The sequence below is a fragment of the Thermomonas sp. genome (assembly GCF_023953935.1).
Lineage (GTDB): Bacteria > Pseudomonadota > Gammaproteobacteria > Xanthomonadales > Xanthomonadaceae > Thermomonas.
This window is the reverse complement of sequence record NZ_JAMLIW010000001.1, coordinates 185,476-197,798: the sequence shown is the minus strand read 5'-3', so window position 1 is coordinate 197,798 and position 12,323 is coordinate 185,476. Positions and strand designations below refer to the sequence as shown.

The 12,323-nt window shown below is 69.8% G+C and carries 12 protein-coding genes and 1 pseudogene; 4 read left to right on the top strand and 9 right to left on the bottom strand.

Annotation, left to right across the window (positions count from 1 at the left end; genetic code table 11):
* The 4 genes from M9902_RS00900 to M9902_RS00885 all read right to left on the bottom strand — a co-directional run bounded on the left by M9902_RS00900 (position 1) and on the right by M9902_RS00885 (position 3,601).
* Positions 1-219, bottom strand: a complete 219-nt coding sequence (locus M9902_RS00900; protein WP_297174291.1) for an RNA-binding S4 domain-containing protein — start codon at positions 217-219, stop codon at positions 1-3.
* Between the two features lie 16 nt (positions 220-235).
* Positions 236-961 (bottom strand): general secretion pathway protein GspB, encoded by a 726-nt coding sequence (locus M9902_RS00895; RefSeq protein WP_297220502.1) that lies wholly within the window; start codon positions 959-961, stop codon positions 236-238.
* A 6-nt stretch (positions 962-967) separates the two neighbouring features.
* Positions 968-2,587 carry an ExeA family protein gene (locus M9902_RS00890; RefSeq protein WP_297175254.1) on the bottom strand — a complete coding sequence of 540 codons (1,620 nt, stop codon included), beginning with the start codon at positions 2,585-2,587 and terminating at the stop codon, positions 968-970.
* 162 nt (positions 2,588-2,749) lie between these two features.
* A complete protein-coding gene (locus M9902_RS00885) occupies positions 2,750-3,601 on the bottom strand; it encodes a DUF6159 family protein (RefSeq protein ID WP_297175251.1) in 852 nt (283 codons plus the stop codon).
* Positions 3,602-3,690: 89 nt separating this feature from the next.
* Between M9902_RS00885 and rlmB the strand changes: the two genes are divergently transcribed.
* The gene (gene rlmB, locus M9902_RS00880; protein ID WP_297175248.1) at positions 3,691-4,437 is read left to right on the top strand and encodes a 23S rRNA (guanosine(2251)-2'-O)-methyltransferase RlmB; all 747 of its coding nucleotides are present in this window, start codon (positions 3,691-3,693) and stop codon (positions 4,435-4,437) included.
* Positions 4,437-4,706 (top strand): hypothetical protein, encoded by a 270-nt coding sequence (locus M9902_RS00875; protein ID WP_297220499.1) that lies wholly within the window; start codon positions 4,437-4,439, stop codon positions 4,704-4,706. The genes rlmB and M9902_RS00875 overlap by 1 nt, the downstream gene beginning before the upstream one ends.
* Positions 4,707-5,068: 362 nt before the next feature.
* Here M9902_RS00875 and rnt read toward each other — a convergent pair.
* Positions 5,069-5,689: pseudogene (gene rnt, locus M9902_RS00870) on the bottom strand (ribonuclease T); the annotation flags it as partial.
* Positions 5,690-5,759: 70 nt separating this feature from the next.
* A complete protein-coding gene (locus tag M9902_RS00865) occupies positions 5,760-6,125 on the bottom strand; it encodes an EF-hand domain-containing protein (protein WP_297175242.1) in 366 nt (121 codons plus the stop codon).
* A gap of 147 nt (positions 6,126-6,272) precedes the next feature.
* Here M9902_RS00865 and M9902_RS00860 point away from each other — a divergent pair, with 147 nt between their 5' ends.
* Together M9902_RS00860 and M9902_RS00855 are read left to right on the top strand one after the other, a co-directional pair.
* Positions 6,273-9,044 carry a DUF2339 domain-containing protein gene (locus M9902_RS00860; protein WP_297220497.1) on the top strand — a complete coding sequence of 924 codons (2,772 nt, stop codon included), beginning with the start codon at positions 6,273-6,275 and terminating at the stop codon, positions 9,042-9,044.
* Positions 9,041-10,423, top strand: coding sequence for a DUF3999 family protein (locus M9902_RS00855; RefSeq protein ID WP_297220495.1), 1,383 nt, complete (start codon positions 9,041-9,043; stop codon positions 10,421-10,423). Before M9902_RS00860 ends, M9902_RS00855 begins: the two co-directional genes overlap by 4 nt.
* Here the strand turns inward: M9902_RS00855 and nth are convergent.
* Genes nth through M9902_RS00840 form a run of 3 tightly spaced genes read right to left on the bottom strand, consistent with a single transcriptional unit; the run spans position 10,409 to position 12,308 of the window.
* The gene (nth, locus tag M9902_RS00850) at positions 10,409-11,155 is read right to left on the bottom strand and encodes an endonuclease III (RefSeq protein WP_297220491.1); all 747 of its coding nucleotides are present in this window, start codon (positions 11,153-11,155) and stop codon (positions 10,409-10,411) included. The two genes, M9902_RS00855 and nth, sit on opposite strands and share 15 nt — an antisense overlap.
* Positions 11,152-11,529 carry a hypothetical protein gene (locus M9902_RS00845; RefSeq protein ID WP_297220488.1) on the bottom strand — a complete coding sequence of 126 codons (378 nt, stop codon included), beginning with the start codon at positions 11,527-11,529 and terminating at the stop codon, positions 11,152-11,154. The genes nth and M9902_RS00845 overlap by 4 nt, the downstream gene beginning before the upstream one ends.
* Entirely contained in the window at positions 11,526-12,308 is a 783-nt protein-coding gene (locus M9902_RS00840; RefSeq protein WP_297220486.1) for an enoyl-CoA hydratase-related protein, read from the bottom strand. Before M9902_RS00840 ends, M9902_RS00845 begins: the two co-directional genes overlap by 4 nt.
* Positions 12,309-12,323: the final 15 nt, after the last annotated feature.

The following is a 12,323-nucleotide window of genomic DNA, read 5'->3' as shown; positions in this document are numbered from 1 at the left end:
TCAGTGGGCGCGCACGCGGATCTCCGACGCCCCCACCTGCACCCGCTGCCCGGCATGGATCTTGGCGGTCTTGCGCGTCTCGACCACGCCGTCGACGCGCACCGCGCCGCTGGCCACCAGTTGCTTGCCGGCGCCACCGGAATCGCACAGGCCGGTCAGCTTCAGCAGCTGGTTGAGTTCGACGAAATCGCGCTCGAGGAGGAAGTCGAGGATCGGCATGGGCGCTGCACGCGGCTCAGGGCAGGGGCACGCGGGCGCGAATGCCGCTGCGCTCGATGATCACGCCGTCGCGGCGGATGGCGATCACCTGCACGCTGCCGTTGCGATCGCCTTCGCCCATGCGCTGGCCGTCAAGGATGACGAAGCGCTTGCCGGGGTCGGCGTCCCACATGTGCATGCTCAGTTTCATTGCCGGCAGGCCGGTGGCTGAAATCGGCGGGGCGTCTTCGCTGTCTTCCGCGCGCGGGGTGATGGCTGGCGCCGGGGCCGGGACCGGGCGCAGCGATGCGGACGGAGCCGGCGGCGCTGGCGGCGGGGTCGCGACGCTGGGAGGCGGCGCATGCGCGGGTGCGGGCGGTGGTTCGGGCGCGGCGGCCAGGGAGGGAGACGCGGGCGCTGGCGGAGCCGGCTGTGGTACGGGCAGCGGCGCAGGCGGCGGTGCGGGCAGTGGAGCAGGCCCGGCAGGAGCGGATGGCGCGGCCGCAGCGGCCGGCGGCGTGGCGCCTGCGGGCGCCGCTTGGGCGGCGGGGTCGGTCGTATGGCCGCCTTTGCCAGCGCGTATTCCCAACCATCCCGCCAGAACCGCGCCGACGACCACGATGGCCAGCGTCGGCCACACCCAGCCTGGCGTGGCGCCGGCGCCGCGTGCGGGCACCGGCGGCAGTTCCATCGCCACGCTCGGGGCCCCCTCGCGCTGACGTTCGGCTTCGGATTTGCGCAGGGCTTCAAGGATCAGCGACATCGAAATTCACTCCAGCACCCGCTGCAGGCGCGGGCCGGGCAGGTCATTGGCCAAGGCCATCAGGGTCAGGGAGCCGGCGATGCCATCGGTGGGCAAGCCGCGTGCGTTCTGCAATTCGCGCACTGCCGCACGCAGTGCAGCGTTGTAGGGTGTGCCGGGCGCCTGTGGTTGTGCCGCAAGCTGTTGCCACAGCCAGTCGACCGCCGGGCCGGCGGTGCCAGGCAGCGGTGATTGCGCGAGCGCGTCGGGGCCGCGCCACAGGCCCGCGTAGCGGCCATCCCAGCGCGATTGCAGCAGGGTGCGGTCGATGTCGATCGTGCGCGTGCCGATCCGCAGGCGAACCATGCGCGCATCCGCGCCCAGCAGCAGCGCCCAGGCATCCACCGCGCCCGCGCGCAGGCGCAGCAGCAGCGGCCGGTCCAGGGCCAGCAGCGTGTCCAGGCGGGTACTGCCCTGGATGCAATGCAGGTCCAGGCGCGCTGCGGTCGGGCTGCAACTCCCGTCAGCGGCCAGGGTGATGGTATCCCCGCCCAGTGACCACTGTTGCAGCAGTTCGCGCCAGGCGGCCGTTGGTGAAGCGTTGACGGTGGCGAGCAGCTGTTCGAATGTGGCTGCATCCACAGTGTCAACGACCGGCCCGGGCAATCTCGCGGGTGTGTTGGATGGCACCGCCGAGAGCATCGGCTGCGCCTTCGTGGGCGCGGCGCTGGCACCCGACGGCCACGGGTGGAAGTACCAGGTGGCGGCGATCAGCGCCGCCACGGCCACCCCGCTGCCCACGGCAAGCAGCGGGTGGAAGCGTGGCGCACGCGCGGGCGGCAGGACTTCGCGCGCCGCCGCGTTCACCAGCTTGGCGTCGATGCTGACCGCATCGCGGGCGTAGCCGGCCAGCAGCGCGCGTTCTGCGATCACGTTGAGCAGCCGCGGCACGCCGCCGGACAGCGCGTGCAGCCGGCGCACCGCCTTGGCGTTGAACGGGAAACGCGATCCGCCCGCCACCCGCCAGCGGTGGCGCAGATAGGCCGCGGTTTCGCGTTCGTCCAGCGGGCTCAGGTGGAAGCGTGCGGTGATGCGCTGGGCCAGCTGGCGCAGCTCCGGGCGCGCCAGCAGATCGCGCAGTTCGGGCTGGCCCAGCAGCAGGATTTGCAGCAGCTTCTGGGTGTGGGTTTCCAGGTTGGTCAGCAGCCGCACCTGCTCCAGCGCATCCGGCGGCAGGTTCTGCGCCTCGTCGATCAGCAGCACCACCCGCAGGCCCTGCGCGTAGGCGTCCAGCAGGTAGGCGTTGAGGGCGTCGACCAGGGCTTTGGCGCTGCCGTGCTTGCCTTCAATGTTGATGTGCAGTTCCTCGCACACCGTTTCCAGCAGCTCGACCGCGTTCTGGCGCGGATTGAGTACCAGTGCGATCCGGGCGTGCTCGGGAAGCTGCTCCAGCAGCAAGCGACTGAGGGTGGTTTTGCCGGTGCCGACCTCGCCGGTCAGCTGCACGAAGCCGCCGCCACCACCCTTGTCGATGCCGAACAACAGGTGCGCCAAGGCGTCCCGGTGGCGCTCGCTGAGAAAGACGAAGCGCGGGTCCGGGGTGATCGAAAAGGGCGGCTCGCGCAGGCCGTAATAGGCAAGGTACATCCGTCTAGCGTGCCACGAGACGCGCAGCGGCGCGAGCGCCGCGGGTCCGCGTCAGGGCGTGCCGCGGTCGCGGCCCATCCGACGCGCGTTCACGACCGATCCAGCCGGCGCCGGCAGGCTGCACGGGCCAGGGCCAGCGCAGCGCGTGCCGGCGTCAGTGTGTCATTTGACGGCGAAGGAATGCTGCAGGAGCTGGCTGTCGAAGCCCGCCGGCGTTTCCTGTGCGGTGGCGTAGCGATACAGCGCGGCCGAGTAGATGCCCGACAGCGCGGCCTGGACCAGGGCGGTCAACACGAAGGCGAACGCCACGATCGCCGCCGTCACGCCTGCCAGCATCGCGTTCTGGGTGCCTGCGCCGACGAGGGCAATTGCCACGATGCCCACCACGGCCAGCAAGGCATAGAACAGGGCGAACACCACGCCGACGCCGCCCTGGCCGATCAGGTTCTCGCCCCAGGTCTTCTTGAGCAGCGTGGCGCTTTCCTTCAGCGCGTCGATCGGCCCGATGTCGCGGGTCACCAGCACCGGCACCACCAGGAAGGTCGCCACCGTCCACGCCACCCCGAGCAGGCCGACCGCGATCCGGCCCAGGAACCCGGCGCGCTCCTGCACTGAGCGCAAAATCAAGCCCACGGTGGCCGCGATGGCGGCATAGCCAAGAATCGGCACCAGCTTGCGGAAGGCGATGCCCAGCCCGTCGCCCACGGTCGGATTGCCGCCGTCGAGCCGGATCATGGCGGCACCGACCAGCGCGGAATTGAAGAAGAAGATCACGAAGTACTGGACCAGGTAGAACAGGAAAGCCAGGACGTAGACCCCGACCCGGGTTCCCGCCGAACCACTGTGCAGGTTGTCCAGTGCCCCCATCCCCAGCGCCGGCAGCACGAATGCGGCGAGGACGATCAGGCTGCATATCGTCGACAGCAGCGGAAACACCAGCAATTCCTTGTCTTTCGACAGCACGCCGGCGCTGGCCTTGATCAGATTCCAGCTGCGCGAAAACCGTTCAAACATGGCCCGACCCTCGGCTTCGTGGCTTCTTCGTCCATGGTACATGCAGGAAATCGCCGCGTGGTGGTGTCCGGCTGCGGCACAATGCGCGCATGAGCAAATCGTCGCAATGGGTGGTCGGGCTGAATCCGGTGGCCTCGGCGCTGGAGCACGACGCCGAGCATGTGCTGGAAGTGCTGCTGGAAGCCGGTGGCCGGAATCCGCGCATCGTCGAGATCGAGCAGCAGGCGCGGCGACGCGAAATCGAGGTGCGCCGGGTGCCGGCGCAGGCGCTGGACGGGGTGGCCGGCGGGCTCCGACATCAGGGCGCGGCGGCGCGCTATGCGGCCGCGAAGCCCTGGGACGAACACGAATTGCCGGCGCTGGTCGAGGCCGCGGCGGGACGCGCGCTGCTGCTGGTGCTGGACGGCGTGCAGGATCCGCACAACCTCGGCGCCTGCCTGCGCAGCGCGGCGGCCGCCGGTGCGACGGCGGTGGTGATCCCGAAGGACAAGGCGGTGCAGGTCAATGCCACCGTCCGCAAGACCTCGGCGGGCGCGGCGGACACGCTGCCGATGTTTGCCGTCACCAACCTGTCGCGCAGCTTGCGCGAGCTGCAGAAGCTGGGTGTATGGGTTTACGGCCTGGCCGGTGAAGCCGAGGCGTCGCTGTATGCGCTGGATCTGGTCGGCAACGTGGCGCTGGTGTTGGGCGGCGAGGGCGAAGGGCTGCGCCGGCTCACCCGCGAGCACTGCGACCAGTTGGTGAAAATTCCGATGCCGGGCGGTCTCGAGAGCCTGAACGTGTCGGTGGCCGCCGGCGTTGCCCTGTTCGAAGCCGTGCGGCAGAGGAGTCGATGATGGCAATCAATCTGGCGTGGTACGACTGGGTGGGGATTTGCGGCACGCTGGGCGTGTTGCTGGCGTTTTTCCTGCTGCAGGCCGGGCGGTTGGCGGGCACGGGCATCGTGTACCAGTTGCTCAATCTGTTCGGTTCCGGCGGCGTGCTGGTCTCGTTGGTCGGCAAGTTCAATGTGTCGGTGTTCGTGCTGGAAGCCGCCTGGGTGGCGATCAGCGCCTACGGTATCTTGCGAATGTTGAGGCTGAAATCAGGCGCGGTGAAAACTTGACCGTGCGGCGGTGAGTTGCTTTGGCTTGATAGCGTCTTCGCGTTGTTCGCCGAAGGCCGCTTTTGCACAGGGACACGCCGCAAGTACGTCCATGTAGGCTAATCGGCGCCATCCATGGCGCCGATTGTCCCTGCGCAAAAGCGGCCCTCGACGAACGTGTCGTGTCTGCGCGTAGGCACGCCGCAAGTGCGTACATGCAGGCTAATCGACGCCATTCATGGCGTCGATTGTCTGCCTTGGGCAAGCTGCCCGCGATGAGCGCCGGATCGGCGTCCCGACGCTTACGTGCAGCCTTGCACGTCGCGCGGATCGCCGTCGTCATCCCCGGCCGCTGCGTCCGGAAATGGCGCGGCGGCATGGGCCAGCGGCGGCCAGGCGTTGGCGATGGTGCAGAAGAGTTTGGCGGTCTGCTCGGCGTCGTAGATCGCCGAGTGCGCTTCGTTCGGGTCCCAGCCGATGCCGGCCGCGAAGGCGGCGCGCGCCAGCACGGTCTGGCCGTAGGCCAGGGCCGCCATGGTCACGGTGTCGAACACGCTGAACGGATGGAAGGGGTTGCGCTTGTGGCCGACCCGGGCGACGGCGGCGTTGAGGAAATTGAGGTCGAAGTGGGCGTTGTGGCCGACTAGGATCGCGCGCTGGCAGCCGTGACGTTTGATCGCCGCACGCACCGGTGCGAACACTTTGTCGAGGCCCGCGCGTTCGTCCAGTTCGCCACGCAGCGGGTGGCCGAGCCGGATTCCCGTGACAGCCAGTGATTTGGGATCGATCAGGGTGCCGGGCGCGGGGGCGAGGTTGGCGTGCGCCACTTCGCCGGGGACGAAGCGGCCGTCGGCATCGAATTCGAGCGGAATCGCGGCGATCTCGAGCAGGGCGTGCCGGTTCCAGTCGAAACCGCCGGTTTCGACATCCACCACGACCGGCAGGTAGCCGCGAAAACGCGCGGCCATCGGCGTGGGTGCGCTGGGCTGCGCCGCGCCGCTCATGCTTCCAGCCCCGCGGCTGCCCGAACCGACGTCCGGGCGGGCCTTGCGGCGGGCGCTGCCGAGGCCGCGCTCAATGGTGGCCGGCGTGCTCGCCGTCGGCAGCCGGCGCGTGGCCCTCGGTCGCCGCACCCATCGCCGCGTGGTGGGCATCGAATTCCTGCTGGCTGATGAAGCCATCGCCGTTGCCGTCGATCGAGGCGAAGCGATCGGATTTCCCGCCGTGCGCGGCGGCAAATTCGGTCCGGGAAATCCGACCGTCGTGGTCGGTGTCGATCTGGCCAAAACCGTGTTCATGCCCGGACGGCTTGGCGGGCGCGGCGCCGCCTTGTGCCTGGCCCGCAGCGAATGCAGCCGATGGCGACAGGGTCAGGGCGAGTGCGGCGGCGGCGAGCAGGGCGGTGAAACCCGTGCGCGAAAGAGGGTTGAATGGGTGCATTGCGTAGCCTCGTGGAATGGGTCCCGTCGAAGTGTAAATGCTAACGGCAGTGCGCGCTGGCGGTGGCGATGGAGGCAGGTGCGTTCAGGTTCCGTGCGGCTGTGGTGATGGGTTAGAGTGCGCCTTTTGCGGGACTGGCGACCCAGCATGGATGAACTGGTGGCGGTGGGGCTGGTTGCACTGCTGGCATTGCTGGCCATGCCGGTGTTGTTGGTGGTGGCCTTGGTGAAGCTGTCCGGCCTGCGCCAGCGGGTCGAAGTGCTGGAGCGGGCGGTTTCCCGGCGGGCGGCGGAGATGCCGGCGGAAGCGGCTGCGCCGGCCACCGCGGGACCCCCTGCCGAGCCGGATGACGCGGTGGCCGCAGAAGACCCTGCGCCCTGGGTGCCGGCATACGCGTCGCAGCCGCGGTGGTCACCGCTGGCCGAGACGCCCGCCACGAGATCCAGAACGACGCCCGTGGAAGCGGCAGCGGAGACGGCAGCGGAGACGGCTGAGCCCGCCGGAGGCGACGGGGAAGAGGCGCAGGCGCCGTCCATGCCGCCCCCGCTGCCGCCATCGCCAGCCGCGTCCCCGCGCGACGAGCCCGACTGGGTCGAACGTGGCGTCGAACGCGTGAAGGGCTGGTTCACCACCGGGAACGTGCCGGTCAAGGTGGGCATGCTGGTGTTGCTGGCGGGCGTGGCGGCGCTGCTGCGCTATGCCAGCGACCAGGGCTGGCTGCGGTTGCCGATCGAATTCCGTCTGGCCGGGGTGGCCGCGGCGGCGCTGGCCGGCCTGGTGTTCGGCTGGCGCAAACGGGACAGCCACCGCAGCTTTGCGCTCGCGCTGCAGGGCGGGGCGATCGGCATCCTGCTGCTGGTGACGTTCGCCGCCAGCAAGCGCTACGACCTGCTCGGGGCGGGACCGGCGTTCGCGATCAGCGTCGCGTTCATCGCCGGGCTGTCGGTGATGGCGGTGCTGCAGGATTCACGCACGCTGGTGATCCTCGGCGTGCTGGCCGGCTTCCTGGCGCCGCTGTGGCTGTCCACCGGCGGCGGCAACCATGTGGCCTTGTTCAGCTATTACGCGGCCCTCAACGCAGGCATCTTCGCGATCGCCTGGGTGCGACCGTGGCGGGTTCTCAACTTGCTGGGATTTGCCTTCACCTTCGGCATTGGCACCTTGTGGGGATTGCTGGAGTACCGACCGGAACACTTCGCCAGCACCGAGCCGTTCCTGCTGCTGTTCTTCGGCTTCTATCTGCTGCTGCCGATCCTGTATGCGCGCAAGGCGCCAACCCCCGGCGGCGCGCGGATCGATGGCAGCCTGCTGTTCGGGACGCCGCTGGTCGCGTTCTCGATGCAAGCGGGCATGTTGCCGGGGCAGCGCATGACGCTGGCGCTGTGCGCGCTGGGGCTGGCGGCGCTGTACGCCATTCTGGCGAAGCTGCTGCTGCCGCGGTCGCGGATGGCGCTGCTGGCTCGCGGCTACGCGGTGCTCGCGGTCGGCTTTGCCACGCTGGCGGTGCCGCTGGCACTGTCGGCGCGGGCGACCGCCTCGGTGTTCGCGCTCGAGGGCGCGGGCCTGGTCTGGCTGGGCTTCATGCAGTCGCGGCGATTGCCGCGCTGGGCGGGCCTGGGTTTGCAACTGGCCGCGGCGTTCGCGCTGCTCACGGTCGGATTCGGCGCGCTGGATCACCCGCCTGCTGCGTTGCCATTTGCCAATGCCGCCTTCATGAGCGGGCTGCTGGTGGCCTGCGGCGGTTTCGCGGTTGCCCTCCTGTATCGGCGCAATGCGGGCGATGGCATGGCCGTCACCGCCTATCTGTGGGGGCTGTTCTGGTGGCTGTTGTCCTTCCTTCGGGAGATCGAGGCATTTGCGGATTCGGGCGAGCGCCTGCATTGGATCCTGCTGCTGGTTGGCGCCACCGGCTGGCTGGTGGCGGAATACCACCGACGGTCCCCGGCGCGGGCCTTGGCCCTGACCACGCTGGTGGCCCTGCTGCTGGCGTTCCCGCTGGCCTGGGCGCAGTGGAGCGCCGACGGCCAGCCGTTTGCCGGACATGGGGCGTGGATCTGGCCGCTGTTCGCCGCGTTCGCGGCGCGGGCGCTGGTGGGCTTGCGCAATGCCAGCGGCCGGGTGGCAGGACTGGCGCAGCTGGCGTGGTGGCTGCTGTGGCCGACGGTGCTGTCGCTGCTGGCCGCGTTCGTCGGCGAGCGTTTTGTCTTGGCCGATGGCTGGGTCGGCATGCTGCTGGCGCTGCCGTGGCTGGTGCTTGCGGCGGTCTCGCTGCGCCGTGCCGCCTGGCTGGCGCCGCCGTTGGGCGCCGGGTTTGCGCCGTTCCAGGCCGCGTTGCGCCTGCTGGTTTTCCTCGCGCTCGGGTTGTGGTGGGTGCTGATGTTGTTCCATTCCGGGCACAGCGCGCCGCTGCCGTGGATCGTCGTGTTCAATCCGCTGGATTTGGCCCAGATCGCAATGCTGTTGTTGCTGGCGGTCTGGTTGCGCAGCCACCGCGCCGCGGCCGCCGGGGCCGGATCGCTTCCCGTGGTCTGGCTGGCGCTCGCGGGCCTGCTGCTGGTGAGTGTCCTGACCCTGCGGGCGGTCTGCCATTGGGGTGGCGTTGCATGGGATGCCGACCTTCCGGGTGCCAGCCTGTCCCAGACCGGCCTGACCGTGGTGTGGAGCCTGCTGGGCGTGGCCGGCTGGTTTTCCGGGTCGCGGCGTGGCCATTGGGGGCTGTGGCTGGCGGGAGCCTTGCTCATGGGCGTGGTCTTGCTCAAGCTGTTGCTGGTGGATCGCGGCAATCTGGGTGATTTGCTCGGCATTGGTGCGTTCATCGTGTATGGATTGCTGTGCACGCTGGTGGGTTGGCTGGCGCCGGTGCCGCCACGACGTGCGGCCATGGGGGCAGCGACGACAGGCAGCGAGGGGAAGGGATGAAGCGTTGGCTGGCACTGTTCCTCGCGCTGTTGCCGCTGGCCTCGCAGGCCGCGGACAGATACGCGCAGCAATGGCCGCTGCAGCTGTCGCGCGCCGATGCCGGTGCGTACCGGGTGCCGCTGGACGACGCGGTGTATCGCGCGGCGTACTGGCCGGATTTGCGCGATGTGCGCGTGCTGGATGCCAAGGGGCGGCGGGTGGCCAGCATCGTGATGCCGGCGCAGCCACCGTCGGCGCGCGTGCAGGCCACGGCGCTGCGCTGGTTTCCCTTGCCGGCGGACGCGGCGACGACCGGCGCCGATCTGAGCGTGATGGTGCGCCGCGATACCGATGGCGCGGTGGTGTCCGTGCGCGATGTCACGGCGCAGCGTGCGGATGCGACCGGCGGCAGCGGTTGGCTGGTGGATCTGGGCGCCGACAGCACGCGGATGCAGGCGCTGCTGCTGGACTGGGGCAACGACGCCGCGGCGGTGGATCTGGGCTATCGGCTGGAAGGCAGCGATGACCTGCGAGATTGGCGGATTCTCGATCCACAGGTGCGGCTGGTGCAGTTGCGCAACCAGGGGCAGGAGCTGCGCAGCAACCGCATCGCGCTGGCGTCTCCGCCACGCTACCTGCGGCTGCTGTCGCTGCAGGACGGTGCTGCCCTGCGCCTGAGCGGCGTGCGCGGGGAATGGCGCGAGGCCGCCGAACCCGCGAACTGGCGCTGGCTCGAACTGGCCGCCGCGCCGACACCCGCCTCCGCGGAGGCCGGTTTCCAGTATCGACTCGAAGGTCGTTATCCGATCCAGCGCGTGGACGTGGTGATGCCTGCCAACAGCAGCGTGCGCTGGAGCTTGTTCAGTCGGGATGGGGCGGCGCGCAGCGCCGACACCAGTCCACCGGCGTGGAAACTGCGCGCCGCTGGCTGGAATGCGTGGCGCCTGGACGATGCCGGGGAAGCACGGTCCTCGCCGCCGCTGGACCTGCACTACGTGATCCAGGACCACGATTGGCGTCTGCAGCCGGACGCGGGGACGACGCCGGCGCTGGCTCCGACCCTGCGGCTGGGCTATGTGCCCGGCAGTCTGGTGTTCCTCGATCAGGGCACGCCGCCGTATGTGCTGGTGGCGGGAAGCGCGTCCGAGGAAGTCGCAGCCGACGCCGTGGGTCCGATGCTGGACGCGCTGTGGACGCAGCGCGGCGCGCAGTGGTCACCGGCGCCGGCGGTGCTGGGGCCCGCGCGCGCGCGCGCCGGGGCCGCCGCCTATTCGCCCGCGCCGGCGCCGCGCGACTGGAAGACACTGACCCTGTGGGCGCTGCTGGTGCTGGGGGCGCTGGTGGTCGTCGGTTTTGCGTTCACCCTGCTGCGGGCCCACGGCGGCTCATCGCGCGATTGACCGCCAGGCGCTGTCGCCGATGGCCAGCGGCGCCTTCTCCGGCCACCGGCACAGGTCGTGCAGCAGGCAGTGCGCGCAGTCCGGTTTGCGCGCCCTGCATACGTAGCGCCCGTGCAGGATCAGCCAGTGGTGGGCGTTGCGCCGAAATTCCTCCGGCACCAGGCGCAACAGCTTGTCTTCCACCGCGCGCACGTTCTTTCCAGGCGCCAGTCCGGTGCGGTTGGCGACCCGGAAGATATGCGTGTCCACGGCGATGGTGGGCTGCCCGAAGGCAATGTTGAGGACGACGTTGGCGGTCTTGCGGCCCACGCCGGGCAGGGCCTCGAGTTCCTCGCGGGTGCGCGGCACCTCGCCACCGTGGCGCTCCAGAAGCAATTGGCACAACGCGATCAGATGTGCCGCTTTGGCGTTGTACAGGCCGATGCCATTGATGCACTCCTTCAAGCCGTCCTCGCCCAGCGCCAGGATTGCTCCAGGCGTGCTGGCAATCGGATAAAGCCGACGGGTGGCCCTGTTGACACCGACGTCGGTGGCCTGTGCCGAAAGCACCACGGCCACCAGAAGCTCGAACGGGCTGGAATATTCCAGTTCGGTGGTGGGCTGCGGGTTGGCCTCGCGCAGGCGCGCGAACAACGCATCGATTTCCGCCGGCGTGAGCTTGCTGCCGCGGGCGGCACGCGGCTTGGTCGGTGCGGGTGAATGGGGTGACGCGGCGGCGCGTGACTTGCTCATCCGCGCCGCGACTTCACCCGCGCCAGCGCGCGGGCCAAGGCGTCAGCGGCGGCGGCGGGCAGGGCCGGGTCCGGTGCGAGGCGATTGACCTGCGCCGGACGCCGCGCGGCTTCGCGTTCGGACTGGATCCGCGCCAGCCGCAGCGCCCGTGCGCGATGGCGGTCGCGGGCGGCGAGGGCAAACTGGCGGGCCTGGCTGGCGGCGGCCAGCATGGCGTTGCAATCTTCGCGGCAGCTTGCGCAGTGCGGCAGGTCGAGCAGGCCGAGCGCCAGCGCCGCGTCCAGGTCGTCTTCCCGCAGCGCGGCCAGCACCGCGTGGGCGCGGTCCGGTGCCGTGCAGCCGCAGGACGGGCAGGGGCGGGTCGCCCGCGTCATTTCCCGGCGAAGGTCGGCTTGCGCTTTTCCAGGAATGCCGACGTGCCTTCGCGCATGTCCTCGGTGGCGAACATCAGCCCGAACTGCGCGGATTCGTACTCCAGGCCTTCCTCGATCCCGCACTCGCCGCCCACGTTCACGCAGTCGAGCATTCCGCGCAGCGCCAGCGGCGCCGCATTGGCGAGCTGCGTGGCCAGCTTCATGGTTTCTGCCTCCAGATCGGCAGCGGCCACCACGCGGTTGACGATGCCCAGCAGCAGCGCACGTTCGGCGCTGATCGGCGCACCGGTCAGGCACAGTTCCAGGGTGGCGGCGCGGCCGCACAGCCGCAGCAGGCGCTGGCTGCCACCGAAGCCGGGAATCAGTCCAAGATTGATTTCCGGCTGGCCGACCTTGGCGGTGTCGGCGGCGACGCGCAGATGGCAGCACATCGCCAGCTCCAGGCCGCCGCCCAGCGCAAAGCCGTTGATCATGGCGATCACCGGCTTCGACAGTTTCTCGACCCGCCGCATCATCCGGGTGCCACGCAGCGAAAAATCCCGGCCCTGCACCGGCGTCAGAGTGCGCATTTCGGCGATGTCGGCGCCGGCCACGAAGGCCTTGGGGCCGGCCCCGGTCAGGACCACCACGCGCACCTCGGGATCGGCTTCGGCGGCCGCGAAAGCGGCGTCCAGCGCATCCAGGGTGGCCGCATTCAGGGCGTTGAGCTTGTCCGGCCGGTTGACCCGCAGGGTGCGGATACCGTCGGCGGTTTCGGTCAGGAGCAGGGCGTCGATCATGGTGTGTCCGGAAAT